Annotated in this window: 22 protein-coding genes and 2 pseudogenes; 3 read left to right on the top strand and 21 right to left on the bottom strand. The window is 67.8% G+C overall.

Annotated elements, in window-relative coordinates:
• Together RI03_RS05135 and RI03_RS05130 are read left to right on the top strand one after the other, a co-directional pair.
• On the top strand, positions 1-250 hold a 250-nt coding region (locus tag RI03_RS05135; protein WP_010215695.1), incomplete at its 5' end, for a transposase.
• A 66-nt stretch (positions 251-316) separates the two neighbouring features.
• On the top strand, positions 317-613 hold the full coding sequence (locus RI03_RS05130) for a hypothetical protein (protein WP_037514832.1): 297 nt from the start codon (positions 317-319) through the stop codon (positions 611-613).
• Between the two features lie 154 nt (positions 614-767).
• Here the strand turns inward: RI03_RS05130 and RI03_RS05125 are convergent, their stop codons facing one another.
• The 21 genes and pseudogenes from RI03_RS05125 to RI03_RS05025 form a co-directional block, all read right to left on the bottom strand.
• Positions 768-1,940 carry a deoxyguanosinetriphosphate triphosphohydrolase gene (locus tag RI03_RS05125; RefSeq protein ID WP_026046466.1) on the bottom strand — a complete coding sequence of 391 codons (1,173 nt, stop codon included), beginning with the start codon at positions 1,938-1,940 and terminating at the stop codon, positions 768-770.
• Between the two features lie 109 nt (positions 1,941-2,049).
• Positions 2,050-2,601: pseudogene (locus RI03_RS24535) on the bottom strand (SPOR domain-containing protein); the annotation flags it as partial.
• Positions 2,602-4,462: 1,861 nt separating this feature from the next.
• On the bottom strand, positions 4,463-5,956 hold the full coding sequence (gene ftsZ, locus RI03_RS05115) for a cell division protein FtsZ (protein WP_010215690.1): 1,494 nt from the start codon (positions 5,954-5,956) through the stop codon (positions 4,463-4,465).
• Between the two features lie 113 nt (positions 5,957-6,069).
• Entirely contained in the window at positions 6,070-7,332 is a 1,263-nt protein-coding gene (gene ftsA / locus RI03_RS05110; RefSeq protein WP_010215689.1) for a cell division protein FtsA, read from the bottom strand.
• Between the two features lie 39 nt (positions 7,333-7,371).
• On the bottom strand, positions 7,372-8,376 hold the full coding sequence (locus RI03_RS05105; protein WP_010215688.1) for a cell division protein FtsQ/DivIB: 1,005 nt from the start codon (positions 8,374-8,376) through the stop codon (positions 7,372-7,374).
• Positions 8,373-9,317 (bottom strand): D-alanine--D-alanine ligase, encoded by a 945-nt coding sequence (locus RI03_RS05100; protein ID WP_010215687.1) that lies wholly within the window; start codon positions 9,315-9,317, stop codon positions 8,373-8,375. The genes RI03_RS05105 and RI03_RS05100 overlap by 4 nt, the downstream gene beginning before the upstream one ends.
• Positions 9,318-9,483: 166 nt before the next feature.
• Positions 9,484-10,395 carry a UDP-N-acetylmuramate dehydrogenase gene (gene murB / locus RI03_RS05095; RefSeq protein WP_010215686.1) on the bottom strand — a complete coding sequence of 304 codons (912 nt, stop codon included), beginning with the start codon at positions 10,393-10,395 and terminating at the stop codon, positions 9,484-9,486.
• 2 nt (positions 10,396-10,397) lie between these two features.
• Positions 10,398-10,592, bottom strand: coding sequence for a hypothetical protein (locus tag RI03_RS05090; protein ID WP_010162702.1), 195 nt, complete (start codon positions 10,590-10,592; stop codon positions 10,398-10,400).
• Positions 10,589-12,007, bottom strand: a complete 1,419-nt coding sequence (murC, locus tag RI03_RS05085) for a UDP-N-acetylmuramate--L-alanine ligase (RefSeq protein WP_026046465.1) — start codon at positions 12,005-12,007, stop codon at positions 10,589-10,591. The genes RI03_RS05090 and murC overlap by 4 nt, the downstream gene beginning before the upstream one ends.
• Entirely contained in the window at positions 12,004-13,161 is a 1,158-nt protein-coding gene (murG, locus tag RI03_RS05080; RefSeq protein WP_010215683.1) for an undecaprenyldiphospho-muramoylpentapeptide beta-N-acetylglucosaminyltransferase, read from the bottom strand. Before murG ends, murC begins: the two co-directional genes overlap by 4 nt.
• Positions 13,158-14,372: an FtsW/RodA/SpoVE family cell cycle protein gene (locus RI03_RS05075; protein WP_026046464.1), complete on the bottom strand. Its 1,215-nt coding sequence runs from the start codon at positions 14,370-14,372 to the stop codon at positions 13,158-13,160. The genes murG and RI03_RS05075 overlap by 4 nt, the downstream gene beginning before the upstream one ends.
• A gap of 5 nt (positions 14,373-14,377) precedes the next feature.
• Positions 14,378-15,472 (bottom strand): UDP-N-acetylmuramoyl-L-alanine--D-glutamate ligase, encoded by a 1,095-nt coding sequence (murD, locus tag RI03_RS05070; RefSeq protein WP_010215680.1) that lies wholly within the window; start codon positions 15,470-15,472, stop codon positions 14,378-14,380.
• Between the two features lie 224 nt (positions 15,473-15,696).
• On the bottom strand, positions 15,697-16,767 hold the full coding sequence (gene mraY / locus RI03_RS05065; RefSeq protein WP_010215679.1) for a phospho-N-acetylmuramoyl-pentapeptide-transferase: 1,071 nt from the start codon (positions 16,765-16,767) through the stop codon (positions 15,697-15,699).
• Positions 16,767-18,145 (bottom strand): annotated as a pseudogene (locus tag RI03_RS05060) (UDP-N-acetylmuramoyl-tripeptide--D-alanyl-D-alanine ligase). Before RI03_RS05060 ends, mraY begins: the two are co-directional and overlap by 1 nt.
• A complete protein-coding gene (locus RI03_RS05055) occupies positions 18,142-19,569 on the bottom strand; it encodes a UDP-N-acetylmuramoyl-L-alanyl-D-glutamate--2,6-diaminopimelate ligase (RefSeq protein ID WP_010215678.1) in 1,428 nt (475 codons plus the stop codon). Before RI03_RS05055 ends, RI03_RS05060 begins: the two are co-directional and overlap by 4 nt.
• A 10-nt stretch (positions 19,570-19,579) precedes the next feature.
• Entirely contained in the window at positions 19,580-21,310 is a 1,731-nt protein-coding gene (locus tag RI03_RS05050; RefSeq protein WP_010215676.1) for a peptidoglycan D,D-transpeptidase FtsI family protein, read from the bottom strand.
• Positions 21,307-21,996, bottom strand: a complete 690-nt coding sequence (locus RI03_RS05045; protein ID WP_010215675.1) for a hypothetical protein — start codon at positions 21,994-21,996, stop codon at positions 21,307-21,309. Before RI03_RS05045 ends, RI03_RS05050 begins: the two co-directional genes overlap by 4 nt.
• Complete coding sequence (gene rsmH, locus RI03_RS05040; RefSeq protein ID WP_010215672.1) at positions 21,996-22,952, bottom strand: 16S rRNA (cytosine(1402)-N(4))-methyltransferase RsmH; 957 nt, start codon at positions 22,950-22,952, stop codon at positions 21,996-21,998. Before rsmH ends, RI03_RS05045 begins: the two co-directional genes overlap by 1 nt.
• Entirely contained in the window at positions 22,949-23,449 is a 501-nt protein-coding gene (locus tag RI03_RS05035; protein ID WP_010215671.1) for a division/cell wall cluster transcriptional repressor MraZ, read from the bottom strand. The genes rsmH and RI03_RS05035 overlap by 4 nt, the downstream gene beginning before the upstream one ends.
• 373 nt (positions 23,450-23,822) lie before the next feature.
• Positions 23,823-24,137 (bottom strand): hypothetical protein, encoded by a 315-nt coding sequence (locus tag RI03_RS05030; protein ID WP_010162689.1) that lies wholly within the window; start codon positions 24,135-24,137, stop codon positions 23,823-23,825.
• A 50-nt stretch (positions 24,138-24,187) separates the two neighbouring features.
• Positions 24,188-25,180, bottom strand: a complete 993-nt coding sequence (locus RI03_RS05025) for a cysteine synthase A (RefSeq protein WP_010215670.1) — start codon at positions 25,178-25,180, stop codon at positions 24,188-24,190.
• 132 nt (positions 25,181-25,312) lie between these two features.
• Between RI03_RS05025 and RI03_RS05020 the strand changes: the two genes are divergently transcribed.
• Positions 25,313-26,683, top strand: a complete 1,371-nt coding sequence (locus RI03_RS05020) for a Y-family DNA polymerase (RefSeq protein ID WP_010215668.1) — start codon at positions 25,313-25,315, stop codon at positions 26,681-26,683.
• The last annotated feature ends 3 nt before the right edge of the window (positions 26,684-26,686 follow it).

Here is a 26,686-nt window from a genome sequence, read left to right as displayed (position 1 = left end):
AGGCTGGCATCTCTCGGCGGGGCTGATCGTCCCGGCCAACATCACGCTGCTGCCGCTGCCGGCAAAATGCCCCGAGCTCAACCCGGTCGAAAACGTCTGGCAGTTCATGCGCGACAACTGGCTGTCGAACCGCATCTTCAAATCCTACGACGACATCCTCGACCATTGCTGCTTCGCCTGGAACCGCCTCACCGATCAGCCGTGGCGCATCATGTCCATCGGACTGCGGTCGTGGGCCCATCGGTCCTGATCAGAGAGTCTTGGTATAACCCAGGAGAGGATGCTGATCCGGCTTTCGCATCGAAAGGAACCGATCATGCTCAAGTCCATCGCAACCGCTACCGCATTTGTCCTCCTGTCCGCTGCCCCGGCTTTCGCCGATACGGCCAGAAAAGCCCGTACCTTCACCCGCGACGGCCAGACTTTCACCTACACCAAGGTCGCCAGCGCCGACCGTGTCGCGATCGACGGCCGCAACCTGACCTCGGGGGAGACGTTCCACCTCGTCGTGCGCGGCAAGCGCGTGTCTGGCGTGTCGAGCGGCGTGCCGGTCTCGTTCTTCGTGCCTGCCAAGACGGCCGGGATGGACGACGCCGCGATCGCGTCGCGCTGATCTCGGGTGCCGGTCGCGTTCTAAAGCGCTTCCCCGGCGAAGGTCGGGGCCCAGTCGCGATGGCTGAGAAAACGAAGCGCATTCGGTCGCTTCTGCCGTTTCGCAACTGGGCCCCGGCCTCCGCCGGGGAAGCGCCCGGCATTGCAATCTCGTCCTAGAACCCCTCGGGGAGATCGATCGGCCCGACCACCTCGCGATAGCGCGAGACCGCATACCGGTCAGTCATCCCCGCGATGAAATCGGCGATATGCCGGCTGCGCCACGGTTCGTCCGCCGGCAGCCGCTCCGCCCACTCGCCCGGCAGCAACGCGGGGTCCGCGCGATACGCTGCGAACAGTCCCGCCACGATTCCCTCCGCCGCCTGCGCCGCCGCCAATTGCCGCGGGTGGTGATACAGGTTCGCGTACATGAACCGCTTTAGCGTCCGCTCATCGTCGCGCATCGCGTCCGAGAAGCCGACGAGGCACCGCCCCGCCGCACGCACGTCTGCGACGTCGCCGATCCCTTCCAGCCGCGCCTGCGTCTCCGCGATCAGGTCGTTGACCATCGTCCCGATCTGCGTGCGGATCAATTCCCCGACCAGCCGCTCGGGTGCGACATCGGGGAAACGCGCGCGTACGCCATCCCATTCGCGCGCCACCACCGGCACCGCGAGCAACTGGTCGAGCGTCAGCAACCCCGCGCGCAGGCCGTCGTCGATATCGTGGTTATCATAAGCGATATCGTCCGCGATCGCGGCGACCTGGGCTTCCAGGCTCGACCAGCGCGTCAGCTCGAGCGGAAACGTCGCATCGCATTCCGCCAGCGCCCAGCCCGGCCGTGTGATCGGACCGTTATGCTTGGCGAGACCCTCGAGCGTTTCCCACGTCAGGTTGAGCCCGTTCCAGCGCGGATACGGGCTGTCGATCAGCATCAGCGCGCGCAGCGTGTTGCCATTGTGGTCGAACCCGCCCTGCCCCGCCAGGGCACGTTCGAGCGCATCCTCCCCGGCATGACCGAAGGGCGGATGGCCGATGTCATGCGCGAGGGCGAGCGCCTCGGTCAGATCCTCGTTGAGGCCGAGCGCGCGCGCAATCGTCCGCGCAATCTGCGCGACTTCGAGGCTGTGCGTCAGCCGGACGCGGAAATGGTCGCCATCGGGCGCCATGAACACCTGTGTCTTGTGGCGCAGGCGGCGGAAGCTGATCGAATGGACGATCCGGTCGCGGTCGCGTTGGAAAGCATCGCGAGGACCTCGCACCGAGGTGCTGGCGGGCCCGCTTTGTTCTTCGTGAAGGCGACCGCGGCTGTGCTCCGGGCGACTGGCCCAGCGCGCGACGGTTCTCATTTGGCAGGCAATTTCGTGACTTTCTGCCCCGCTTCGCTGGTGAAGACGAACCCGGATACGCCCTGCTTGGCAAGGCTGTTGCGAACGCCTGTGCCTCGTCGTCGGTCTTGAACGGTCCGGTCAGGACGCGGTTGGTTGCCCGCTGCGGCGTTACATAGCCGCTGCGCGCACCGAGCGCCTTGGCGTTTTTGGTCTTGAGCTTGGCCCATTGCTTGGGCAGGTCGCCCGCGTTCGCGCCACTCGCAAGCTGAACCCAATAGCGCTCCGGCTCGAGCAGCTTGGGGTCGTTCTTGCGCTTTTCCTCGGCCTTCTTGGCGTCCGCCAGCTTCTTCGCATCGGCAGCTTTCTTGCCGGCCTTGTCGCTCTTGCCGAGCTTGTCCGCCTTGTCGGTCTTCTCGTCGACGTCGGCCTTCGCCGCCAGTGCCTTGCGCTCGGCGAGCGTCTTGCGTGTGTCGCCTCGCCTGGGTTCGGCGGGGTCGGTCTGCGTGGCTGCATCCGCCAGGATCTTGCGATCGATGGTCCTGGATGGAGTGGCGGACTTTCCGCCCTGATGGCTCGGGGCGGTCCGCAGGTTCGGTTGATGCACCGCGCTTGCGGTCTCGTCGGCCAGCGGTCGGCTGGGGATCGCGCGCTGGATCGGCGGCGGCGTCGTCACTGCCATCCGTTCCGGCGCAACGCCGAGTTCGGACCCGGGAACGCTGATATCGGCGATGATCGAGGCGAGGATCGATTGCTCGCTACGCATCGGGGTCGGCGCGGCGACCGGGACGCTTGGAGCGGTGTTCGTGTTCGTCGCGAGCGAAGTCGTGGCGAGCGCAGGATCACTCGCCGAGCCTGGGGATGCTGGCGACCCGACCGCGAGCGGGCTGGCGGTCGCCGTCACCGCAACGCTGGTCGGCGTGATCGGGGATGGCACGACTGGCGTCGCGACGACGGGGGTTGGCGTCGACGCCGACGGTGCCGCGGATACCGCATTGGCAAGCTGAGTCGGCGACAGCGGTCGGGCCGCCGTAACGACCGAGGCAGTGGGCACATAGCGAGTCGCGACCGGAGGCACATAGGCGGCCGCATAGGGGGTCGCCGCCGGGGACGTGATGGCACGGCCCGAACCGACCAGCGTCGACGATCCGAGCGCGACCGACGACGGTACAGCGGCAACCGACGTCGCAGATGGAACGGTCGGCGCGGACGATGCCCGCGCCAGCGGCGGGCTTTCCGCAAACGCAGCGATCGCCGCGGGCGACCGCAACGCATTGGCCGCCGCCAGGTTCGCTGCCCGCGTCCCGCTCGATACCGCAGGACGCGATCCACGATACGGTTGCCCGCGATACGGGGTCGTCGCCGCCACCGACGCGGACGGCGCGACATAGGCCGGGGGCGCGGGCAGCGGGACGACCGGCGGGGTCGTCGCCGCGACGATCGTGTCGCGCTCGCGCTCCTTGCGCGAGCGGCGGTCCTTGCGGGTCGGCGTCGCCGCGACCGTCGCCACGACCGGGCTTGCCTTCGCCGCGACCTCGACCGGTGCGGTCGGATCGGGGCCGAGCGCGCGCAGCGGCGGGGCCATCCGCGCGTCGGCAAGCCGGGTCGGCGACGCGCGCACTTCACCGAAATGCACCGCGAACGCGCGATCCGCCGGGCGCAGCGTCGGAAGCAGGTCGAAGAACGGCTGGAGCCCCTGCGCCATCCCCGCCGGCATCATCGTCGTCGCGATCCGCTCGGCACCCGGACGATCCCCCCCCATCGCGAGAATGAACGCACGTGACCGCCATGCACCACGATCGCTCTTGCGGAGCAGCGGCTCGATTTCCTTGAGCGCCAGCTCGCGCTTGCCTGAAATCCCCAGCGACAGCGCATAGCGCCGCCTGGTTTCGTCATTCTCCGCCGCGCGCAGGGCAAGTCGGTAATCCCGCTGCGCCCGGTCCTGCTCACCGATCAGGTCGTAGGCGAGCGCGCGATCCGCGGCGAAGCTGCGCACGTCGCCGCCAAGTGCCTCCGCCTCGGCAAAGTGCCGCAGCGCCTCGCCGGGGCGTTCGGCGGTGACCAGGAGGCTCCCCTCGCCCGCCTTGATCCGCCAGTTGCGCGGATCGACCCGCGCGGCCCGGGCAAAGAAGGTTGCCGCGGCGGTCGCATCGTCGAGCTTGAGCGCGAGTTCACCCGCGCGCACCAGCGACTGCACGTTGTTGGGATCGGCCGCGAGCAGACGGATCTCGCTCGCCAGGGCATCGGCATCGCCCTGCGGCTGGACCGAAGAGGGGGACGTTGCCGGATAAGGGGCTGCCTGCGGATACGGTGATGGATAGGTCGGCCGGGTCTGCGCCGCGCCGGCCCCACTTGCGGTCAGGGCCAGGATCGAAGCAGCGAGGCGAACGGTGCGCATGAATTACCCTAAAGCCCGTCGCCGCTGAACCGGCAATGACAGGCGGCATCGGCTTGCGCCGAAGCGAAACGGATCGGCGGCGGGCGGCAAAGCGCACCGCGACCATCGACCGCGCGCCATCAGGCGCGCGGTCGAACGGGTGAGGTTACTGGTTGTTCTGCCGATGCAGGAAACGCGGGATATCCAGCGGATCCTTGTCGGGCGACGGCTCGTCGTCGCGCGCAGCACCACGCGAGACGCTCGACATACGCTCGAACAGCGTGCCGCCCAGCTTGACGCGCGGTGCGGGCGCCGGGGTTGCAGGCTCGGCTGCGGCGGGAGCGGCGGCTTCTTCCGAAACCGCGGCACCCGGCGACAGCCAGCGCCGACGCGTCGGTGCCTCGGCAGGGGTATCGTCGCCGGCCGGAGCGGGCACGTCGACGTCGCCATAGACACGCTTGGCGGGTGGCACCACGGCTTCGCTGCCGAGCACGAGTTCGTCCGTCTCGGGCGGTGCGGCAGCAGCAACCGGCGCGGGTGCCGGAGCAGCCGGCGCGGCAATCGGTGCGGGGGCGGGCGTCGGTGCCGGGGTCGGCGCAGGCGCTGCCGTCGGCGTGGCGGCGGTTTCGTCGCCCTTCTTGCTCGAGAAGCTGAACGCGCGCGATGCGGGTGCTGCTGCCTCCGGCGGGCGCGCCTCAGCCTCTATACCGGTGGCGACCACCGAGACGCGGATCTTGCCCTCGAGGTCAGGGTTGAACGCCGAACCCCAGATGATGTTGGCATCGTCGTCGACCAGCTCGCGAATGTGGTTCGCGGCTTCGTCGACCTCGAGCAGGCGCATGTCGTCGCCGCCGGTGATCGACACGATGACGCCCTTGGCGCCCTTCATGCTGACGCCGTCGAGCAGCGGGTTGGCGATCGCCTTGGACGCCGCCTCGATCGCGCGATTGTCGCCATCGGCCTCGCCGGTTCCCATCATCGCCTTGCCCATCTCCTGCATCACCGAACGGACGTCGGCGAAATCGAGGTTGATGAGGCCGGGCATGACCATCAGGTCGGTGATCCCGCGGACGCCCTGCTGAAGGACTTCGTCCGCCATCTGGAACGCTTCCTTGAAGGTCGTGTTCGCGTTCGCCACCAGGAACAGGTTCTGGTTGGGGATGACGATCAGCGTGTCGACGTACTTCTGCAGTTCCTCGATGCCCGCTTCGGCGCTCTTGGCGCGACGCGTACCCTCGAAGGCGAACGGCTTGGTCACGACGCCGACCGTCAGGATCCCCATGTCCCGCGCCGCCTTGGCGATGACGGGAGCCGCACCGGTGCCGGTGCCGCCGCCCATGCCCGCCGCGATGAAGCACATGTGCGAGCCTTCGAGCATCTTGGTGACCTGCTCGATCGTCTCCTCGGCCGCTGCGCGCCCGATCTCGGGACGCGAACCCGCGCCGAGCCCCTGCGTGATCTTCACGCCGAGCTGGATCTTGTGGCTAGCCGCCGACTGCTTGAGCGCCTGCGAGTCGGTGTTGGCGACGAGGAACTCAACGCCCTGCACATCTGCGCGCATCATGTTGGCGATAGCGTTGCCGCCCGCGCCGCCGACGCCGATCACCGCGATGCGCGGGGTCAGTTCGTCGACTTCGGGGGGCAGAAATTCGATGCTCATGTCCCAGTCTCCAACGGGCAGCTACGGCCCGACGCACTCATTTCGTAAACAGCGGTTCTGCACTATCGCCGCCGGTCGTTCCAGCGCGAACCGCCGTTTCGTAACGTTATTGTTTAATAATTTGCACGGGCTGCCGCCATCAGGCGACGAAACGCGGCAAATCCCTTAGGCCGATGCACAAGCTGCTGCTTGCTCGACAACGCGCGCAGGTCGATCGGATCGGCTGCGGCATAAAAGGCGAGTCCCGCCAGCGTGGTGAACGCCGGGGTCGCATGCGCCTCGGGCAAGCCCATCAACCCACGCGGTCGACCGATCCGCACCGAACGGCCGAGCGCCGCCTGCGCGTAATCCGCGATGCCCTTGAGCTCCGCGCCGCCGCCGGTCAGCACAACCTGCCGCCCGACCGGACCTTCGAACTTGAGGTCCTTGAGCGCCTTGGACACTTCGCCGATCAGATGATCGAGCCGCTGGCGGATCACCGCGATCAACTGCGCCTTGGTGATCCGCGTGCCGTCGCTCGCATCTTCCTCCGCCGAGATCGGCGCGACGTCGATCATCTCGTGATTGTCGCGCGGGGATGCGTTGGCCGAGCCGTGGACGCACTTCATCCGCTCCGCCTGCGCGCGGCGCGTGCCGAACGCCGAGGCGATATCGTCGGTAATGTCCTGCGCGCCGATCGGGATCGACATCAGCCCGACGAGCATCCCGCCCGCGAACAGCGATACGTTGGTGATCCCCGCGCCCAGTTCGACCAAGGCGACGCCGAGCTCGCGCTCCTCATCGCTGAGGCACGCCATGCCGGTGGCGACGGGCGAGGCGATGATCGATTTCACCTCGAGATGCGCGTTGGCGACGCACAGGCCGAGGTTGCGCACCGGCGATCCGTCCGCCGCGACGACGTGGATATGGACGCCGAGCCGGTCAGCATGCAGCCCGAGCGGGCGCTTGACCCCGGTCAGTCCGTCGAGCGTGTACAGCGCAGGCTGCGCATGGAGCACCATCCGCCCCGCCGGATCGATCGAGTCCCGCCCGGCCTGAAGGAGCGCATCGATATCGGTCTGCTCGACCCGGTGCCCGCCCAGCTCGAACTCGATCGACGCGACGTCGGAGACGAGCCCGCCTGCGGAGAAGCTGACCCAGACGTTCTCGATGTTGAGCCCGGCGATCCGCTCCGCCTGCTCGACCGCCTCGCGCACCGCCACTTCGGTCGCCGCGGCATCGGCGATATAGCCGCGCTTGACGCCCTTGCTCTCGCGCTGGCCGGTGCCGAGCACGATCAGCTCGCCGCCATCGCCTTTCTGCGCGATCAGCGCGGACACCTTCGACGATCCGATGTCGAGTGCGGTGATCAACCCTTCCGGTGCGGTTTTCGCCATGCCCTTACCCCTGTTCCCGCCAACGCTTACTGCAATTGCTCAAGCCTGTGAATCCGTGCTCGTTCTTTTTACCGCCGTCAGCCGCGGCGCCACGCTCTGCGATGCGGTCGGCGTCGGAGACGGTGCCCCCGACGGCGTTGCCGCGGGCGAACTGCCCGGAGCGGGGCCCGGATCGGTAATCGCATTGTTGGTCGTGATCCCCGGCTTGCGCGCGACCAGCCGCGTCGGGTCGCGCATGTCGAACCCGAGCCAGCCCTTGCCGAGCAAAGGCCGTACGCCGTCGAGCTGCGCGAACTTGACCAGTGCCTTCGCCGCCTCGGTATCCCCCTCGGGCAGCGCGAGCGTTTCGCCAGTTTCGAACGTCAGCGTCCAACGGCGGTTGCCGACCCAGGTCGCCGCCTTGACCTGCCCCTTCAGCGCGGGCGCGACGTCGAGCAGCGTGCGATACGCCGGTTCCTGTTCGTTCGCGTGCGGGCCGATCACCATCGGCAAGTCCGGCATCGCCTCGGGGTCGACCGGCTCGAGCCACGTTCCGTTCGCCGCGATGAGCGCGAGTTGCCCCTTGTTCTGCCAGATCGCGCTCGGCTGGCGCTCGATCACGCTGACGAGCAGCGTATCGGGCAACCGCCGCGAAACGTGGACGTCCTCGATCCAGCCGCTGTGCGAGACCAGATCGGTGCGGATCTTCTCGAGGCTGACGAGCGGCATCGCCATCGACGGCTGGTTCGCCGCGATCTTGTAGATGACATTATGGTCCATCCGGTTGAGCCCGGTGATCTGGATGTTGGTCACGCGGAAGCCTGCGTCGCCGATCCCCTCGCCGATCGCGGTCCCGATCGCCGCCGGAATCCCGAAGAACGACGCGAGCGCGATCAGCCCCGTGCCGACGACCCCGGTGATCGTCCAGGTCGCGGCCTTGCGCAGCGTCGCCTCGCTCACCGGCAGCGCGGTGATCGCACGGTCGATGACCGAGGGCTTGGCCGCCTGCTTCCGCTTGGGCTGGACCGGACGACGGACGGTGCCGCGCTTGATCGTGCCGCTCATGGCGAACCCGCCTTCGCCGCTTTGTCCTTGAGCGCCTCATCGATGATGATCTGGACGAGCTGCGGGTAGTCGATCCCGCAATGCTTGGCCTGTTCGGGGACGAGGCTGAGCGCGGTCATCCCCGGCTGGGTATTGACCTCGAGCAGGAACAGCCCGTCGACGCCCAACTGGTCGTCCCAGCGGAAATCCGAGCGCGACGTACCCTTGCAGCCGAGCAACCGGTGCGCGTCGAGCGCGATCCGCTTGCACGCTTGCGCGATCTCGTCGGGAATGTCGGCGGGGAAGACGTGTTCGGTCAGCCCATCGGTGTATTTGGCGTCGAAATCGTACCAGCCGTTCTTGGGCTTGAGCTCGGTGACGCCGAGCGCCCTGTCGCCGAGCACCGCGGTGGTCAGTTCGCGGCCACGGATATAGGGTTCGGCGAGCAATTCCTCGAATTCGTTCCACGGCCCCGCCACGCCGCATGCGATTGGGTTGCCGTAATTGCCCTCGTCGGTGACGATCGCGACCCCGACCGACGAACCTTCGTTGACCGGCTTTAGGACATAGGGTCGCGGCAGCGGGTCGCCATCATACAGCGATTCCGACTTAACGATCCGCCCGCCGGGCATCGGGATGCCGCCGGGGACGAGCAGCAGCTTGGTCAACTGCTTGTCGATCGCGATGACCGAAGTGGCGAGGCCGCTATGGGTATAGGTCAAACCCATCAGGTCGAGCAGGCCCTGGACGGTGCCATCCTCCCCCGGCGTACCGTGGAGCGCGTTGAAGACGACGTCGGGGTTCGCCTCCGCGAGACGGGCCGCGACGTCCTTGCCCAGGTCGATCCGCGTGACGCGGTGCCCGAGCGATTCGAGCGCGTCGGCCACGCCGGTGCCCGACTTGAGCGACACTTCGCGTTCGGCGGACGGGCCACCCATCAGGACGGCGACATGGAGGGTCATCGCACTCCTCCCCGGCACGGGGAGGGGGACCATTTTGCCCCTTCCGGCAAAATGGTGGAGGGGCCGGGCAACAGGCGGAGCGCGCGCGGCGCAACCCCTCCACCATTCGCGTGAAGAACGCGAATGGTCCCCCTCCCCGTTCCGGGGAGGAACTGACGCGTGATGTTCATACCGTCACCCCGACCCGCTGGATTTCCCACGTCAATTCAATCCCCGATTGTGCCTTCACGCGATCCCGCACCTCTTCCCCCAGCGCCTCGATCTCGGCGCTGGACGCCGCTCCGAGGTTGAGCAGGAAATTGCAATGTTTCTCGCTGACCTGCGCATCGCCGCGCGTCAGCCCGCGACATCCGGCGGCGTCGATCAGCGCCCAGGCCTTGTGGCCCTCGGGGTTCTTGAACGTCGACCCGCCCGTCCGCGAGCGGAGCGGCTGCGACGCTTCGCGCTCCGCGGCGATGCGGTCCATCTCGGCCTGGACCACGCCGGGTGCCTCCGGATGCCCGCGGAACGTCGCGCTGACGACGACGCAGCCGTTGGGCAGATCCGAATGGCGATAGCTGTAACCGACCGCTGCGACCGGCAGCACCCGCCGCTCGCCCGAACGCAACACGATCTCGCATTCGACCAGCACATCCTTCGTCTCGCGTCCGTAAGCGCCGCCGTTCATCCGCACGAACCCGCCGACCGTACCGGGGATCGAGCGCAGGAACTCCACGCCGCCGATCCCGGCATCGCGTGCCGACGACGACACGAGGATCCCGCTCGCCCCGCCGCCACACACCAGCGTCGTCGCATCAAGCGCGGCAACCTTGGCGAACGGCTTCCCCAGCCGGACGACCACGCCAGGCACGCCGCCATCGCGCACGATCAGGTTCGACCCCAATCCAAGCGGCATCACCGGCACGGACGGATCGAGCGCCGCCAGAAACCGCGACAGATCCTCCGCGTCGCGCGGCTCGAACAGCCACTCCGCAGCACCACCGGTCTTGAACCAGACCAGCGGCGCAAGCGGCGCGCGCGGCGTCAGGCGACCGGCAACCTCCGGCAGCGACGCTGAAAAGGACGGCGCAGAGGCCATGTTTAGCCGAGACCCCACATGCGCGCCCACGCGTTCATCGCCGCGATGTTCGCCTCCGCCGCCTTGCGACCCGCTTCCTGCATCTTGACGAACGCATCGCCCGCGCCGAGCGCCTGCTGGCCTGCAGACAGCGACGCCTTCTGCGCGTCGAGCATCTGTTGCTGCAGCTTGATCGAGGCCGTGAACCAGTCGGTCATGTCCGTGCTCCTTCGATGGCCCCCGCCAGCCCCGCCGCCCATTTCGTGATATCGCCAGCGCCAAGGCACACGACCATGTCCCCCGCCTGCACCACACCCGCGAGCGTCGTCGCAAGCGTTGCCGCATCCGCGATCGTCGCGGCGGAGCGATGCCCGCGCCGCTTGATCCCGTCGACCAGCGCATCCGAGTCGACGCCCTCGACCGGCTGCTCGCCCGCGGCATAGACTGGCGTCACCAGCACCATGTCGGCATCGTTGAACGCACCCTGAAAGTCTTCCATCAGATCGCCCAATCGCGAATAGCGATGCGGCTGGACGACAGCGATCACACGGTTGCGCACGCCCTCGCGCGCGGCCGCGAGCACCGCGCGGATCTCGACCGGATGATGGCCGTAATCGTCGATCACCGTGACGACCCCGCCCGGCACCGCGACTTCGCCAACGTTGGTAAAGCGCCGCTTGACCCCGCCGAACTGTTTGAACCCCTGCTGGATCGTCGCATCGTCGATCCCGAGTTCGAGCGCCACGCCGATCGCGGCGAGCGCGTTCTGAACGTTGTGCCGCCCGGCCATCGGCAAGTCGATCCCTTCGATCGAGCGGCTCGTCCCGTCGCGGTGGCGGATGATGACCTCGAAGCGATTGCCGCCCGGCACCGGCGTCACATTGACCCCGCGCACGTCCGCTTGGGCGGCAAAGCCGTAGGTCACGACGCGCCGGTCGCGAACGCGGGGGATGATGTTCTGCACCTCGGGATGATCGAGGCACAGCAACGCCGCGCCATAGAACGGCACGTTCTCGATGAACTCGACATAGGCGTTCTTGGCGTGCTCGAAGCTGCCGTAGTGATCGAGATGCTCGGGATCGATGTTGGTGACGACCGCGATCGTCCCGTCGAGCCGCAGGAAGCTGCCGTCGCTCTCGTCCGCCTCGACCACCATCCAGTCGCTCGCGCCGAGGCGTGCGTTCGAGCCGTAGCTGTTGATGATCCCGCCGTTGATGACCGTCGGATCGACCCCGCCCGCGTCGAGCAGCGCCGCAACCATGCTGGTCGTCGTCGTCTTGCCGTGCGTGCCCGCGACCGCGACGGTCGATTTGAGCCGCATCAGCTCGGCCAGCATTTCCGCGCGCCGCACCACCGGGATCCGCCGTTCGAGCGCCGCCTCAACCTCGGGGTTGCCGCGCTTGATCGCGGTGGAGGTGACGATCACCGCCGCATCGCCGAGATTGTCGGCGTGATGCCCGATCAGGACCGGAATGCCCTTCGCGCGCAGGCCCTCGATGACATAGCCCTCCGCCACGTCCGATCCCTGAACGCTGTAACCGAGGTTCTTCATCACCTCGGCGATGCCCGACATGCCGATCCCGCCGATGCCGACGAAATGGATCGTGCCGATGTCGGTTGCCACACCCCTCATGCGAATGCTGCCTTCTGACTGGGTTTGGGGCGCGCCGCGCCGATCGGCATGTCGCCGTGGGGATTGCCGAGGCTCTCGACCAGATCGGCGAGGTCGCGCGCGGCATCGGGCCGCCCGCACGCCCGCGCGCGCGCCGCGGCATTCTGCAACGCCGCCGGGTCGAGCCCGAGCTTCTGCATCTGCTTGGCGAGTTCCACCGGCGTAAAGCTGCGCTGGTCGATCGTCCGCGCGCCGCCCGCTTGCGTCATCTCGCGCGCGTTGACGGTCTGGTGATCGTCGGTTGCCGACGGCAGCGGCACAAGGATCGCCGGACGCCCCGCACAGGTCAGCTCCGCCAGCGTCGAAGCGCCCGCGCGCGCGATCACGACATGCGCCCATGCGAGTTGCTCGGGCAGGTCGGGCAGATAGGTCGCGAGATCCGCCGCGATCGACAGCTCGGCATATTTCGCGCGGCACGCCTCGATATCCTCGATCCGCGCCTGATGCGTCACCTGCAACCGCCGCCGGAACGCGAGCGGGAGCAGCGACAGGCCGTCGGGGACGACCTGACTCAGGACGCTCGCGCCCTGACTCCCGCCGGTGACGAGCACGCGGAAGATCCCGTCCTCCTCGAGCAGCGGATACGGCTTGGCGCGAAGCGCCAGCACCGCGTCGCGCACCGGATTGCCGACGAGCCGCGTCTTGCCGCGCAGCCGCGGGCTCAGCCGCTCGACTTCGGCATAAGAGGTGGCGATCGCATCGACCTTGCCCGCGACCAGCCGGTTGACCCGCCCGAGCACCGCATTCTGCTCATGCACCGCGGTCGGGATCTTCTGGTTGAACGCCCCCAGCAACGCCGGCAGCGCCGGATATCCGCCAAAGCCGATCACGGCGTCGGGACGGAAGCTCTTGTAGAGCTGGATCGCCATCGCGCGGCCCTTCATCATCGACGACGCCGCCTTGAGATAGCCGACCGGCCCGCCGCCGGGTCGCCCGGCGGGGAGGATATGCGTCTGGATCCCCTCGAACAGCCCGGGGAAGCGCACGCCGCGTTCGTCGCTGACCAGCGCGACATAATGTCCGCGCCGGATCAGCTCGGCGGCGAGCGCCGCCGCCGGAACCATGTGCCCGCCGGTCCCCCCGGCGGCCAGTACGAAATGCTTCGCCACACTCATTCGCCGCTCCATCGCGCGATATATTTGGATCGCATGACGAACGGATTGCGTCGGGTAAACGCCAGCAGCAAGCCCATTCCGATCGACAGTGCGACCAGCGAGGACCCGCCATAGGAGATGAACGGCAGCGTCATCCCCTTGCTCGGCGCGATCCCCGTGTTGACCGCCATCGAGATCAGCGCCTGCACGCCGAACTGTGTCGCTAGCCCGGCGGCTGCGAACAGCCGGAATTCGTCCTGCTCGTCCAGCAGCTTGACGAACACGCGTACCACGATTGCCAAGAACAGCAGCGCGATGATGACGCACGCGATCAACCCGAATTCCTCGCCGATGACCGAGAAGATGTAATCGGTATGCCCCTCGGGCAGCCGGAACTTCATCGTCCCGCCGCCCGGCCCCGTCCCGCGCCAGCCGCCCGCGGTGATCGTGTCATGCGCGGCATTGGTCTGGTAATGGTCTGCCGCGCCGACGCCGTCATGGTCCGGGAACAGGAACGCGTTGATTCGCGCGCGCGCGGTCCCGTAGAACATGTAGGCGGCGGTCAGCCCCGCCGGGACCGCGGCAACGAACAGCGCGATGATCTTGGGCGACGTCCCCGAGATCAGCAGCAACGCCATCCACACCGTACAGAAGACGACCGTCTGCCCGAAATCGGGCTGGAGCATCAGCAGCACGGCGACGAGCGCGGTCATCCCCGCGGTGATCGTCACCACCGGAAGCGCCGCGTCCTGCGCGCGCATCGACAGCACCCAGGCCGCGGTGACGATGAAGAACGGCTTGAGGAATTCGGACGGCTGGAGCAGCGAGACGCCAAGATTGAGCCAGCGCGTCGCGCCGTTCTTCTCCACCCCGAACACGGGAACCAGCATCAGCAGGACAAGGCACGCGACCGTCCCGATCAACGCCATCCGGCGCGCGACCGGCACGGGCAACATCGAGACGACCAGCAATACCGGGAGCGACACGCCGACCCACGCCAGCTGCCACCACAGATAGAATAACGGCGCGACGTGATGCTTTTCGTCCGAATAACGCGTCGCCGCGGCGGGCGACGCCGCGCCGACCGCGACCAGCCCGACTGCGATCAGCAGCAGCGTCAGCAGCAGCAGCATCCGGTCGATATCCCAGAACCACGTGCCGAGCGGCGACCGGTCGCCGCGTCCGCCGCGACCCTTCATGCTTTTCCACAATTTCGGCGGGCTATTGCTCATGTCGTTCACGCGAGCGCCTCGACCAGAGTGCGGAACTGGTTTCCACGATCCTCAAAATCGCGGAACTGATCGAACGACGCGCACGCCGGCGACAGCAGCACCGTATCGCCCGGCGCAGCCGAGCGATACGCGGCGGCCACCGCGGTGGCGAGATCGCCGCATTGTTCGACCGGCACTTTCCCCGCGAGGATCGCGGCGAAGCGCGGGCCGGCGGCGCCGATCGTATAGGCGCTCGCGATATGCCCGAACCGGGGCGCGCAGGCGTCGAGATCGTCGGACTTGGCTTCCCCGCCGAGGATCCAGTGAATCCGGTCGAATGCGGCAAGCGCGGGGGCGGTGGATTCGGGGTTGGTCGCCTTGCTGTCGTTGACCCAGGCGACGCCGTTGTGGGTGCGGACACGCTCCATCCGGTGCGGCAGGCCGGTAAAGCTGCGCAAACCCTCGTCGATCGCGGCTTCGCTGACGCCGAGCGCCTGCGCCACCGCGATCGCGGCGAGTGCGTTCTGGGCGTTGTGCGGGCCTTGCAGCGACGGCCACCGCGATTGGTCCATGCACACGCCGGGCGCGATCTTGGTGAGCTGCTCGCTGCGCGCGGACAGGCTGCGCGCGATCAGCGCCGAGGGGGTATCGCCGATCCCGATGATCGCGGCATGCTCGGGCGACTGCATTTCGAACAGGCGGGCCTTGGACGCGGCGTAAGCGTCGAACCCGTCGTAGCGGTCGAGATGATCGGGCGTGATGTTGAGCAGCACCGCGACGTCGCAGTCGAGGCTCTGCGTCAGGTCGATCTGGTAGCTCGACAGTTCGAGCACATAGACGCCGCCTTCGGTCAGCGGCTGCTGCTCGAGGATCGGCAGGCCGATGTTGCCGCCCATCAGGCTGGGGATCTTTGCCGTCTGGAGGATGTGGTGAACGAGCGCGGTGGTGGTCGACTTGCCGTTGGTCCCGGTGATGCCGACGACCTTGTGGCGCGGCAGGTCGCTGCGCGCCTGAGCGAAGAGTTCGATGTCGCCGAGGATTGGGACGTCTGACGCGCGCGCTTTCGCTGCAACCGGGTGGCGCTTGAGGGGCACGCCGGGGGAAACGACGAGGGCATCCATATCGGTGAGGTCGATCGTCTCGGGATCTGAAAATTCTAAAAGCCCCTCCCCTTCAGGGGAGGGGTTGGGGGTGGGGGAAGTCTCACCGAGATCAGCGCCCGGTACAGCCCCACCCCAACCCAGTGTCAGGTCGGTCAGGCTCCCAGCCTGACCTGAATAGCCCGGGGGGCTATTCACCTGACACTCCTGAAGGGGAGGGGCTGAAGAAAGAAGAACCGCGCGCTTCACCGCAACTTCAACGTCGAAAGACCCGCCAGCGCCAACACCAGCGCAATGATCCAGAACCGGATCACGACGGTCGGCTCGCTCCACCCGAGCTGCTCGAAATGGTGGTGGATCGGCGCCATGCGGAACACGCGCTTGCCGGTCCGCTTGTAGAAGAACACCTGGATGATCACGCTCATCGCCTCGATCACGAACAGCCCGCCGATGATGCCGAGCACGATCTCGTGATGCGCCACGACCGAAATCGCCCCGAGCGCGCCGCCGAGCGCAAGGCTCCCGGTGTCGCCCATGAACACCGCCGCAGGGGGCGCGTTGAACCACAGGAAGGCAAGCCCCGCCCCGACGATCCCGCCGCAGAAGATCGCGAGATCGCCCGCATGCGGTACGTGCGGGATTCCCAGGTACGTCGCGAACTTGAGGTTGCCCGCCAGATACACGATCAGCATGAACGCGACGCTCGCGATGATCACCGGCATCGTCGCAAGGCCATCGAGCCCGTCGGTCAGGTTCACCGCATTGCCGAACGCGACGATCGTGAACGCTGCGAAGATGATGTAAAACCACCCGAGCTGGATCACCGGGCCGGTATAAAACGGCAGATACAGATGCGTCCCGTTCTGGTGAACGATGATCGCGCTGGCGACGAGCGCAATCGCGAATTCGCCGAGCAACCGCAGCTTGCTCGAGACACCCGCGGTGCTCGCCTTGCGGACCTTGTCGTAATCATCGAGGAACCCGATCGCACCGAAGCCCAAGGTCACGAAAGTGCACGCCCAGACGAACGGGTTGGACAGGTCCATCCACAACAGGCTGGAAATCACCAGGCTGGTCAGGATCATCAGCCCGCCCATCGTTGGCGTGCCGCGCTTCGACAGATGCGATTGCGGGCCATCGAGGCGAATCGGCTGCCCCTTGCCCTGCCGCAGCCGCAGCCAGCCGATGAAGCGCGGGCCGATCAGCATGCCGAGGAACAGCGATGTCGCCACCGCCCCGCCGGTGCGGAACGAGAGATAGCGGAAGAGGTTGAGCGCCCCCGGAAATCCCAGATATTCGGCGATGAAATAGAGCATTACTGTGTCCCGCTCCGCAGGCTTGCGACGACTGCCGCCAACCCCACGCCGTTCGATCCCTTGATGAGCACCGCATCACCCGCCGCCAGCATCGTTGAAAGGCTGGCGCGCGCGGCGGCGGCGTCCGCGACATGGACGAAATCGCCCTTGCCCTCAAGCGCGATCGCCAGCGGCGCAATGCGTTCACCGACGAGAATACCCGCTTCGACCCCCGCCGCAAGGATCGGCGCGGCGAGCGCCGCATGATAGGAATCGCTGTCGTCGCCAAGCTCACGCATTTCGCCGAGCACGACGATCCGCCGCACGCCCTTCTCCGCGCCGAGCACCGCGAGCGTCGCGCGCATCGAGGCGGGGTTGGCGTTGTAGCTCTCATCGATCACCAGCGCCGAACCGCCCGCTGCCGCGACCGTGAACCGCGCGCCGCGCCCCGCAAGCCCACCCATTTCGGCGAGCGCCAGCCCGGCGGCGGCCAGATCCCCCCCGACCGCATCGACCGCCGCGAGCACCGCGAGTCCGTTCGACACCCAGTGCATCCCCGGCTGTGCCATCGTGAAGCTGAGTTCGCGCGAGCCAACGCGCGCGGTGACGAAGGTCGCCCCGCGCGCGGTCCGCATCGTTTCGATCGGATGGACGTCGGCGGCCTTGTCGAGCCCGAACGTGACGATCCGCGCGGCATGCGGGGTTGCTGCCGCGATCAGCCGGTCGCGATGCGGGCTGTCAAAGGGGACGATCGCAACGCCGCCGGGTTCGAGCCCGGCGAAGATCTCGCCCTTAGCATCCGCGATCGCTTCCTCGCTCGCGAAAAATTCGGTGTGCGCAGGTGCGATCGTCGTGACGATCGCGACGTGCGGGCGGACAAGCTGCGTCAGTTGCGCGAGTTCGCCGCATGGTTCATCCCCATCTCGAACACGCCGAAGCGCGTCGCGGCAGGCATCCGCGACAGGCTCAGCGGCACGCCGGTATGGTTGTTGTAGCTCTTGAGCGAGCGATGCGCGCCGCCGGGCACGCCGCGGTCTAGCGCCTCGAACAGTGCTTCCTTGGTCCCGGTCTTGCCGACCGATCCGGTCACGCCGATGATCTTCGCAGACGTCCGCGCCCTCGCCGCGCGCGCCAGCGCGTCGAGCGCTAGCGTCGTATCAGCGACCAGCACGTGCGGATGCGGCGTCGCTTGCGAGACGATCGCGCCCGCCGCACCCTGCGCGAACGCCCCGTCGAGGAACCGGTGGCCATCGCTGAATTCGCCGTGCAGCGCGATGAACAGGTCGCCCGGGCCGACCTCGCGCGAATCGAAGGTAACACCGCTGGCGGCAAAGTCGGCGGACGCGACGCCACCGGTCGCGGTGGCGATTTCGACGGCGGTCCAGAGCGGCGCGGTCATGCGCTCAACGCCTGCACCGTTTCGCGGGCGACGCTGACATCGTCGAACGGCAGGACCAGATCGCCGACGATCTGCCCCTGCTCATGCCCCTTGCCCGCGATCAGCACGATATCCTGCGGCCCCGCCCCCGCAATCGCCGCGCGGATCGCCTCCCGGCGTGATCCGATCTCGACCGCACCCGGCGCGCCTTCCAGCACCATCGTGCGGATGCTCGCCGGGTCTTCGCTGCGCGGATTGTCGTCGGTCACGATCACGTGATCCGCCTGATCCGCCGCGACCCGGCCCATTTCGGCACGCTTGCCCTGGTCGCGATCACCGCCCGCGCCGATCACAACGATCAGCCGCCCCGCCGCATGCGGCTTGAGCGCGGCAATCGCCGCCTCGAGCGCGTCGGGGGTGTGCGCGTAATCGACATAGACCGGCGCGCCGCTCGCCGCGATCACCGCGCGTTCCAGCCGCCCGCGCACCGGCTGCAGCCGCGTCAGATTCGCCAGCGTCGCCGCCACGGCCCCGCCGGTCGCGATCACCAGCCCGGCGGCGGTCAGCGCGTTCGCCGCCTGATACGCACCGATCAACGGCAGGTTGATCGTGTGCGTCTCGTCGCCCGTCTCGATCGTCAGCGCCTGGCCGAGCAGGCTCGGCACGCGCTTCACCAGCTTGAGCCGCGTGCCGGTCGTCCCCACCGTCGCAACGGTGATTCCGCGCGCCCGTGCGGCATCCGCAACCTGTGCCGCGGCGGCATCGTCCGCCCACAGCACCGCCGTGCCGTCCTCGGCCAGCACTTCCGAGAACAGCCGCAGCTTCGCCTCGAGATACGCCGCCATCGTCCCGTGGTAATCGAGATGATCGCGGCTGAGATTGGTGAACGCCGCCGCGCGCACCGCGAGCCCCTCGGTGCGATATTGCAACAGGCCGTGGCTCGACGCCTCGAACGCGACATGGCTGACGCCCTCGCGCGCCAGGCCAGCGACATTCGACAGGAAAGTGACGACATCGGGCGTGGTCAGCCCGGTCGAGACGCGGTCGTCGCCCGTCGTCACGCCGAGCGTCCCGATCGAGGCAGCGTGATACCCCGCCATCCGCCACAATTGCCGGACCATCTCGACGGTCGAGGTCTTGCCGTTGGTCCCGGTCACCGCGACCGCAACCGCCGGGAACGGCGCGAAGAAGCGCGCGGCAAGCTGCGCGAAGGCGCGTCGAGGGTTGGCATCGGCGATATGCACCGCGCCCGTCACCTGCGCCTCGGGCCGCGCGACGACCGCAATCGCGCCGCCTGCCACCGCCGCCGCGATATAGTCCTCGCCGTTGACGGCGGTGCCCTGGAAGGCACCGAACACCGTCCCCGGCGCGACCTTGCGGTGGTCGATCGCGAAGCCGCTTACCGTGGCGTTCTCGTTCCCGCCGGTCAGCGCACCCAATTTCACGGCAATTCTCTCATTCTGCGGTCGGGACCGGTTTCTTCTCCCCGGTCCATACCAGAGGCAAAAGCTGGGATACATCGATGTCGCGCGATGTATCGGGCGTCACGCCGAGCAGCGCGCCGGTGCGCGAGATAACGCGCCCGACGACTGGGGCGGCATTCCACGCGGCGGTGGTCAGGCCGTAGGTTTCCTTCGTCCCATTGGGCGAATCGAGCATTGCGACGACGACATAGCGGGGCGCGTCCATCGGGAAGGCCGCCGCGAAGGTCGAGACGTTCTTGCTCCGCGAATAGCCGCCCGCGCCCGCGATCTCGCCGGTCCCGGTCTTGCCGCCGACGCGGTAGCCGACCGCATCGCCCTTGCGGCCCGTGCCGAGCAGCACGACCAGCCGCAGCAACTGCCGCATCCGCGCGCTCGTCGCCTCGGTCAGCACGCGGCGGCCCTTGGGGGCGGCGCCCGGCGCGATCTTGAGCAGCGTCGTCGGGCGATAGATCCCGCCGTTGACGAGCGTTGCGTACGCATTCGCCAGATGCAGCGGCGTCACCGCGATGCCGTGGCCGTAGGCCGTCGTCATCACCGTCGTCCGACCCCAGAAGCGCGGCCAGATCGGCCCGGCGCGCTCGCGTAATTCGGTCGCGGGGCGTTCGCCGAAGCCGAGCGCGGTGAACATCGCCGCCATCCGGTCCTTGCCCATCTTGTCCGCGATCTGCGCGGTCGCGACGTTCGACGAATAGACCAGCGTCTCGGGGATGTTGAGCCAGCGCTTGGGATCGCCGCGATCGTCGTGGATCGTGAACCGGCCGACCTTGAGCGGCTTGGTCGCGTCGAACCGGCGGGTCATGTCGGTGATGACACCGTCGTTGATCGCTGCCGCAACCGCGATCGGCTTGAACGTCGAACCGAGTTCGTAGACCGACTGCGTGACGTTGTTGCGCAACGCGTCGCTGCTGGTGCCGGTCAGCTTGTTAGGGTTGTAGACCGGGAGCGACACCATCGAGATGATCTCGCCGGTATGGACGTCGAGCACGACGCCGGTCGCGGCCTTGGCGCGGAAGTTGGTCATCGCGCGACCGAGTTCGCTCTCCATCGCGGCTTGGACACGCGCGTCGATCGACAGCGAAATCGGTTCGCCACGGCGGCGCGGGTCGCTGAGGCGTTCGTCGAACGCACGTTCGATCCCCGCGCGACCCGCGATATGCGCGTCGGTCGCGGTCGGGCCGATATAGCCGAGCACGTGCGCCGCCATCGTCGACTGTGGGTACAGCCGCTCGGGCTCGCGCGCGAAGACGATGCCGGGTTCGCCAAGCGCGTGGATCTGGTTCACCAGGTCGGGCGAGGCATGCTTGTCGAGATAGGTGAACTTGCCGCGCATCGTCAGGCGCTGGAGATACCAGGAAGAGTCGTGCCCCGGCATGATCCGCGCGAGCGAATCCGCCAGCCCCTGCCGGTCACCGAGCAATTGCGCGGGGCGAACGCCGATCGTCCAGGCATCGATCGTGCGCGCGAGCGGCTGGCCGTTGCGGTCGAGAATGTCGCCGCGCACCTGCGGGTTGACCGCGAGATTCGCCGCCCCGGCGGGCGTGCCGAGGATTCCGAGGATCGCGATCCGGCCGATCACCAGCAGGAACCCCGCCATGATCAGCAGCATCAGCATCATCAGCCGCACATGCGCGACCGCGACCAGCGCGTGGCGCTGCTCGTTACCCCGTCGCGCGGGGACTGGCCGGGCGACGAAGGTGGTCACCGGCGCGACCGGCTTTCGGCGCGGGCGCCGCTGCGGAGGTCCCCGATCATGCTGTCATCCAGCAAGGCGCGATCGAGCATCGCCACCGCCGCGCGCGGCTTGGGCGGGGCGACCGCGGCCATCGCCGTATGCGTCATGGGCGCGGCGGGGCGTGGGGTCGCGATCGGCTTTGCCTTGGAAACGGGTGCGAAAACGGGTGCGCGCGCGGGAACGGCAGCCGTCTGGAGCCGGGCGACCGGCACTGCCGTCGTCGCGACGGCCGCAACGGCGACGGGGGCAGCCGCGACGGGCGCAGCCTTGGTGGTCGCCGCAGCCGTGGCCACCGGCGCGACCTGGCCTTCCGCCGACAACGGTGCGAGCGGCACGAACGACGCGAGCTGCGGCGCGTTGGGCGCGCTCGGCTCGAGCGCCGCGAGCGCGGCTTCGTCCGCGACGAACTGCCCCGCCGACGGCGCGACCAGCCCGAGCTTCTCGGCGTTCCACTTGTCGAGCTGCGCGAGACTCGCGCGGGTGTCGAACTCGGTTTCGAGCGCGCGAATATCACGCTCGGCGCGCGCGATCTCGACCACGGTGCGGTCGAGCTTCTTGCGCTCGGCCGCAACCTGCAAGGGCACGAGCAGGAAGCCGAGCGCCACCGCGACGCTCGCCAGGAACCATCCCAGACTCTTCCAAGCCAGCCCAAGCATTACAACGCCCCTTCCGTCCAGGCGGTGGCACTCGTGCGTCGTGCCGTCCGCAATGTGGCTGATCGCGCGCGCGGGTTGCGCGCGATTTCTTCTTCGCTGGCGCGAACACCGCGCCCGACCTGCTCGAAACTCGGGGCGTTCTTCGCCGCTACCTCGGGCAAGTGCCGCGACCCCGACGGCAAGCCGCCCGAGCGCTCGCGCAGGAAGCGCTTGACCATGCGGTCCTCGAGGCTGTGGAACGTCACCACCGCGAGCCGCCCGCCGGGCGCGAGCACGCGCTCCGCTGCGGCGAGAACATCGGCGAGTTCGCCGAGCTCACGGTTGATATGGATGCGGATCGCCTGGAAGGTCCGGGTCGCCGGGTCCTTCTTGTCGTGCGCCTTGTAGCCGAGCGCGCGGCGGACGACGTGCGCCAGCTCACCCGTCCGCGTGATCGGCCGCGCCGCGACGATCGCGCGCGCGACGCGGCGCGAGCGGGGCTCGTCGCCATATTGATAGAGCACGTCGGCGATCGCGGCCTCGTCGGCGGTATTGACGAAATCGGCGGCGCTCTCGCCCTCCTGGCTCATCCGCATGTCGAGCGGGCCGTCCGACTGGAAGCTGAACCCGCGCTCGGCCTGGTCGAGCTGCATCGACGACACGCCGATATCGAGCGTGACGCCCTGCACCGGCACCGCATCGCGGGCAGCGAGTTCGGCTTCCAGCGCGGAAAAGGTCGCAGGCACGAGCATCAACGCGCCACCGGCTTCGTCGACCAGCCCTGCTCCGGCGGTGATCGCATCGGGGTCACGGTCGAACGCAAAGACGCGAGCGCCGCTTGCGAGCATCGCGCGGGTATAGCCGCCGGCGCCGAAGGTCGCGTCGACATGCGTCTCGCCGGGGGCAATGGCGAGCGCGTCGATCACTTCGTCGAGCAGGACGGGGACGTGCGGGGACGTGGCGGGGGCGTCGCTCACAGCGCGACTCCCTTGGTCTTGCAGTGATAGCGGCACGCGGCCTGCATCACGGGGTCGACATCCTCGGCATCGAGCAGCGTCTTGGGGTCCCAGATCTCGATCCAGTCGAGCGTGCCCCAGAAGAAGGCATGCTCGCCGATCCCCGCATAATCGCGCGGAAAGCCGGGCATGATGAAGCGGCCCGAACCGTCGAACGGCACGGGCTCGCCGCTCGCGCCGCGGCGCTTGAAATTGTAGTTGGGCTCGCCGTCCGCACTGGTGTGCGCCGCCTCGCGCGCATCGAGCTGTGCGCGCAGGATGCGGACATAGGCGGGATCGTAGGCGCGCAGGCATTTGTGCTTGGGGTGGACCCCGACGATGACGGTCCCACCGTCCTTGCCGTCGGGACGCGGCGCGTTCGCCGCCAGCGTTGCGCGGAGAGAAGCAGGAATCGCGACCCGGCCCTTGTCATCGACAAGACCGAGACCGTCACCCTGATAATCCCCGCGTTCGTCCACGCTTACCCCGCATTAGACGGGCAAGCCTCCCCCGTTCCGGGAAACGCATTTCTGCTTTCCCGGCGCCGCGAGTGCAGGCGAGTTCGGTCTGCCCCTGTCGATGCAGAGGTATCACGGGGAAGCCGGGGGATACAAGGGGAAACCCGGGGAATGGACGGGACTAAGGTCTAATACGGAGCGTTTGGCCGCAAAAATAGGCGGCTTAAATCAGCCCGTTCCCGGTGTGTTCGAAGCATGTGTGCGATTACGGGGCGAATCCCCTGCCAAAGGAGGACGCCGTTCGGCATTTCCCGTCATTTCCCCGAAATTCCCGCCCCGTGATGGCGCGCTCGCGACGCCAGCGATCCTGCCCCCAGCACGATCGCGAGCGACGTCACTGCTGCTGCGCAGCCTGCGGCATCATGGCGTTATCGATCGCGGTCGCATTCTCAGCTTCGGCGCTGGGGGCGACCCCGAGTTCGGCAAGCGGTTCGCGGTTGGCGGCGGCGGCCGAAGCATCCCCATCGCCCGACAGGTTGGCAACCACGTCCGCCCGCGCGCTGCCGATCGCCACGACCTGGCGATCGTGGTTGGCGGTCGAGAAAATGGCGGCGGCGAGTCCGATGAGGAGCAGGACGGCGGCGAGTCCGATCATCCCGACCCGGAACCGCTGCGTCGTCTGCGCTGCGTCTTGTGCGATGATTTTCATAAGCTGTGGCATAAATGTAACGTCTTAAAACGTTCTTGTCGATGCCCGCCTCAATCGACTGCCAGCCACGGCGGAACGGCCAGCCCCTTGGCCTCGAGCCACGCGCGATTATACAGCGTCGACAGATACCTGAACCCGGTATCGCACAGGATGGTCGCGACCCGGCTGCCCGGCCCGAGATGCTTCGCGAGCCGCACCGCCCCCGCGACGTTGATCCCCGACGACAGGCCAAGGCAAAGCCCCTCTTCCGCGAGCAGCCGGGTCACCCATTCCATCCCCTCGGCGTCCGAGATGCGGAATTGCGTGTCGATCGGCGCGCCTTCGAGATTGGCGGTGATCCGCCCCTGCCCGATCCCCTCGGCGACCGACGAGCCCTCCGACTTTAATTCGCCATGCGCGTAATATTCGTACAGCGCCGCGCCATGCGGATCGCTGAGCGCGATGCACACCCGCTCGTCATGCGCCTTGAGCCCGAGGCCCACGCCTGCGATCGTCCCGCCCGTTCCCGCGGCGCAGGTGAAGCCGTCGACCCGCCCCTCCATCTGCGCCCAGATCTCCTCGGCGGTGCCGGTGATGTGCGCGCGGCGGTTGGCGATATTGTCGAACTGGTTGGCCCATACCGCGTTGGACGTCTCCTCGGCGATCCGGCGCGAGGTGTGGACGAAATGGCCGGGGTTCGAATAGGGCGCGGCGGGGACGAGGACGAGTTCGGCGCCCAGCGCGCGCAGCGTATCCATCTTCTCGCGGCTCTGCGTCTCGGGCATGACGATGATCGTCTTGTAGCCCTTGGCGTTGGCGACCAGCGCAAGCCCGATCCCGGTGTTGCCCGCGGTTCCCTCGACGAACGTCCCGCCCGGCTCGATCAGCCCGCGCGCCTCGGCATCCTCGACGATCCCGAGCGCGGCGCGGTCTTTCACCGACGCACCGGGGTTGGCGAATTCGCACTTGCCGTAGATTTCGGCACCGGCGGCCTCGCTCGGGCCTTTCAGCAGGACAAGCGGGGTGTTGCCGATCAGGGCGAGCGTGTTCGGGGTCGTATGCATGGCTGCCTAGCTATGCGTCCCGGTCGACGCCCGCAAGGAAGCTTCGCTTGGGCTGCGCCCCGCTTCGCTTTGCTCGAACCGGTCCCGCTGCGGTTGAAACGCGATCGCACCGCGCCATGATCGCGCTATCGCGTGCCGCGCATCCTGTTCGCCTGGCCAGTGTTCTGCTATTGTTCCAGCGTGACACCCGCCACCCCCGAGTCCCTTGCCGCCAGTCTGGCGTTTCCGCCGCGCCCGCTGCGCTGGCTGTTCCTCGATCTGAACAGCTATTTCGCGAGCGTGGAGCAGCAGCTCGACCCGGCGCTGCGCGGCAAGCCGGTGCTGGTCGCGCCGATCCATAGCGACACCACCGTCGCGATCGCGGCGAGCATCGAGGCGAAGCGCTACGGGATCAAGACCGGCACGCCGGTGTGGGAAGCGAAGAACCTGTGCCGCGACCTGATCATCACGCCCGCCCGGCACGACAAATATGTCGAGTTCCACGAAGCGATCGTCGCCGAGATCTGGCGGCACATCCCAGTCACCAAGGTCTGCTCGATCGACGAGGTGGCATGCCGACTGCTCGACAATGAAAACAGCGTCGAGGCCGCCACCGCGCTCGCGCACCGGATCAAGGCGGGGATCCGCAAGAACGTCGGCGACTGTCTGACGAGCTCGGTCGGGATCGCGCCCAACCGGTTGCTCGCCAAGCTCGCGTCCGATCTGCAGAAGCCCGACGGGCTCGTGATCCTCCACGCCGAGACGCTGCCGCAACGGCTTTACGACCTGCAGTTGCGCGACATCTGCGGGATCGGCGCGAAAATGGAGCGGCGGCTCGCGCAGGACGGGATCAACGACATCCGACAATATTGCGAACGACGCCCGCGCGATGCGGGGACGGCGTGGGGCGGCACGAACGGGGACCGGCTCTGGTATCTGCTCCACGGCGTCGACCTGCCCGAGAAAGCGACGCAAAGCCGCTCGATCGGGCACAGCCACGTGCTCTCGCCCGGCAAGCGCAGCGCGGTGCCGGTGCGGCTGACCGCGCGGCGGCTCGCGCTCAAGGCGACCAGCCGGCTTCGGCGCAAGGCGTATCGCGCGCGGCTGCTCGTGCTCCACGCGCGGTTCGAGGATGACAAGTCGACCTGGCGTTGCTCGGTCAAGCTGCCCGCGACGCAGGACAGTTTCGTCGTGCTCGCCGCACTCGAGACGCTGTTCCCCAAGCTGCGCGCGGCGGGCAAGGCCCGGCCCGGCGATTTCCAGGTCCGGATGGTCGGCGTGACGCTCGCCGAGATCGAACCCGTCGGGGCCGATCAGGAGTCGCTGTTCGGCCTGCTCGACCCGGACGACCCGCTCGCGCGCGAAACGCGGACGCTTGCGCTGAGCCGTGCGATGGACCGGATCAACGAAAAGTTCGGTCGCCACGCAGTCAGCCTTGGGCCGCAGAATGGCGGAAGGATCGACAGGATCGGGACAAAGATCGCCTTTGGTCGGATCCCCGATCTCGACGAATTCCATGAGTAATGA

It is taken from the genome of Sphingomonas sp. PAMC 26621, from assembly GCF_000251145.1.
GTDB lineage: Bacteria > Pseudomonadota > Alphaproteobacteria > Sphingomonadales > Sphingomonadaceae > Sphingomonas.
Note: the sequence above shows the minus strand (reverse complement) of the source record. Positions and strands in the feature narration are given on the sequence as shown.

Coding starts and splice junctions, on each gene's coding strand:
- RI03_RS05130 (WP_037514832.1), top strand. CDS start 317: ATGCTCAAGTCCATCGCAACCGCTACCGCATTTGTCCTCCTGTCCGCT.
- RI03_RS05125 (WP_026046466.1), bottom strand. CDS start 1,940: ATGAGAACCGTCGCGCGCTGGGCCAGTCGCCCGGAGCACAGCCGCGGT.
- ftsZ (WP_010215690.1), bottom strand. CDS start 5,956: ATGAGCATCGAATTTCTGCCCCCCGAAGTCGACGAACTGACCCCGCGC.
- ftsA (WP_010215689.1), bottom strand. CDS start 7,332: ATGGCGAAAACCGCACCGGAAGGGTTGATCACCGCACTCGACATCGGA.
- RI03_RS05105 (WP_010215688.1), bottom strand. CDS start 8,376: ATGAGCGGCACGATCAAGCGCGGCACCGTCCGTCGTCCGGTCCAGCCC.
- RI03_RS05100 (WP_010215687.1), bottom strand. CDS start 9,317: ATGACCCTCCATGTCGCCGTCCTGATGGGTGGCCCGTCCGCCGAACGC.
- murB (WP_010215686.1), bottom strand. CDS start 10,395: ATGGCCTCTGCGCCGTCCTTTTCAGCGTCGCTGCCGGAGGTTGCCGGT.
- RI03_RS05090 (WP_010162702.1), bottom strand. CDS start 10,592: ATGACCGACTGGTTCACGGCCTCGATCAAGCTGCAGCAACAGATGCTC.
- murC (WP_026046465.1), bottom strand. CDS start 12,007: ATGAGGGGTGTGGCAACCGACATCGGCACGATCCATTTCGTCGGCATC.
- murG (WP_010215683.1), bottom strand. CDS start 13,161: ATGAGTGTGGCGAAGCATTTCGTACTGGCCGCCGGGGGGACCGGCGGG.
- RI03_RS05075 (WP_026046464.1), bottom strand. CDS start 14,372: ATGAGCAATAGCCCGCCGAAATTGTGGAAAAGCATGAAGGGTCGCGGC.
- murD (WP_010215680.1), bottom strand. CDS start 15,472: ATGGATGCCCTCGTCGTTTCCCCCGGCGTGCCCCTCAAGCGCCACCCG.
- mraY (WP_010215679.1), bottom strand. CDS start 16,767: ATGCTCTATTTCATCGCCGAATATCTGGGATTTCCGGGGGCGCTCAAC.
- RI03_RS05045 (WP_010215675.1), bottom strand. CDS start 21,996: ATGCTTGGGCTGGCTTGGAAGAGTCTGGGATGGTTCCTGGCGAGCGTC.
- RI03_RS05030 (WP_010162689.1), bottom strand. CDS start 24,137: ATGAAAATCATCGCACAAGACGCAGCGCAGACGACGCAGCGGTTCCGG.
- RI03_RS05025 (WP_010215670.1), bottom strand. CDS start 25,180: ATGCATACGACCCCGAACACGCTCGCCCTGATCGGCAACACCCCGCTT.